Origin of the sequence: Pseudomonas sp. NPDC087615 (assembly GCF_044743445.1) — a bacterium.
In the GTDB taxonomy this organism is placed as follows: Bacteria; Pseudomonadota; Gammaproteobacteria; order Pseudomonadales; family Pseudomonadaceae; genus Aquipseudomonas; species Aquipseudomonas baetica_A.
In genome coordinates this window covers 1-1,304 of record NZ_JBIUWM010000147.1, presented here as the reverse complement: position 1 = coordinate 1,304, position 1,304 = coordinate 1, and the positions used below count along the sequence as shown (strand labels likewise).

Annotated in this window: 1 protein-coding gene and 1 pseudogene; both read right to left on the bottom strand. The window is 60.9% G+C overall.

Going from position 1 to position 1,304, the window contains the following annotated elements; translation table 11 throughout:
* Positions 1 to 137: 137 nt before the first annotated feature.
* Complete coding sequence (locus ACIOU6_RS28010; protein ID WP_401139998.1) at positions 138 to 971, bottom strand: DUF4123 domain-containing protein; 834 nt, start codon at positions 969 to 971, stop codon at positions 138 to 140.
* Positions 968 to 1,304, bottom strand: a pseudogene (locus ACIOU6_RS28005) (type VI secretion system tip protein VgrG); the annotation flags it as partial. The pseudogene ACIOU6_RS28005 and the gene ACIOU6_RS28010, both read right to left, overlap by 4 nt.

Genomic DNA, 1,304 nt, shown 5'->3' with positions numbered 1-1,304 from the left:
ACGCACCGGCACCACAAACAGTTCGGGCTGACTGGCGGGACACGGATGCACCGTGCAGTTGATATCAGCGTGTGGCTGGGCTTTGGCCTCGCGTTGGGCCTGAGCGGCCTCGTCGACCATGGCCAGTTTTTCGGCGCTCATCGGGCGAAGTCCTTGTCGGTCAGCAATTGGTGCGTCAATGCGCTGTTGAGGTTGTCCAGACGCTGGCGCGGCAGGAGTCCGGGTTCGACCAGTAACTGCCTGTATGCACCGTGCTCCGGGCCATCGGGAAAGTCCGCGCCCAGTAATGCGTAGAAACGCGCCCAGATAAGGACTTCATCGACGGCACTGAAACCGCCGCGTGCAGCACTGGCCTGACAGTCCATGGCCCATTGCTGCAAAGCTGTCGAATCCATTGAGTTGAGGTATTGGGCGAAATAGCGTTGACCGTGTTCGATCAACTGTCGGGCGAAAGACTGACGCTTGGCCGCGTTAAGGTGATCGAGTTGTTCCGCCGTCAGCACCAGCCAAGGCTTCTGCGCATACGGGATCGCGGGGTGCTCGGTTTGCTGATGAATCTGTAAATCCGGCAGACGAATCAGTCGCATCGGCCCCATCAATCGATCACGCTCAGGCGCGGGCAAATCCTTCAGCCACAACGCGGTAATACGCGGGTCATAGAAACGAAAGAAAACCGTCGCAGCCCCATCGACACGCGCGTGGATCAGGCTGCGCACATGCGCCAGCACTTGATCTTCGTCGGCCTCAGACTCCAGCCAGATGCCCACCGTTGCGCTCCACTCCTGCCAAAAAACCGTTGCCAACGGGCTATCGGGGGTCACACCGATCAGCACGGGGCCGGCCTTTTCCAAAGCGCTGTAGGCGGTACGCTGATAAAGCGAGTGAACAGGCGCGCCGCCCGTCAGCTCGAACAGGCGATCCGAAAGTTTTTCGATCTGGATTCGATCCAGCAACAGATAAGCCCGGCTCATGCGTTCACCTGCGCCAGTTTTTCGCACGCGGCGCAGACTGAAGCGGCTTGCTCTGCGGCCTGAGCCAGCGCGGCTATTTGCGTGGTGATGGACAGCGCGATCAGCGCCTGTGGATCTTCGGGCGCTGCCGCCAACGCTGTCTGCGCCGCCATGCCCGCCATCGGCGCGCCGCCCTCGACGATGGCCACACTGCTAAAGATCCCGCCCGAATTGATCACGATGTGATGACCGCCAGCACTCAGCGTCAGGCTTGTCCCGGCATCAATCACCACTTGGCTCGCGGTAACCCGCGCATGCGGCCCGGCCTGAATCACCAGCGTTCCATCAGCCATG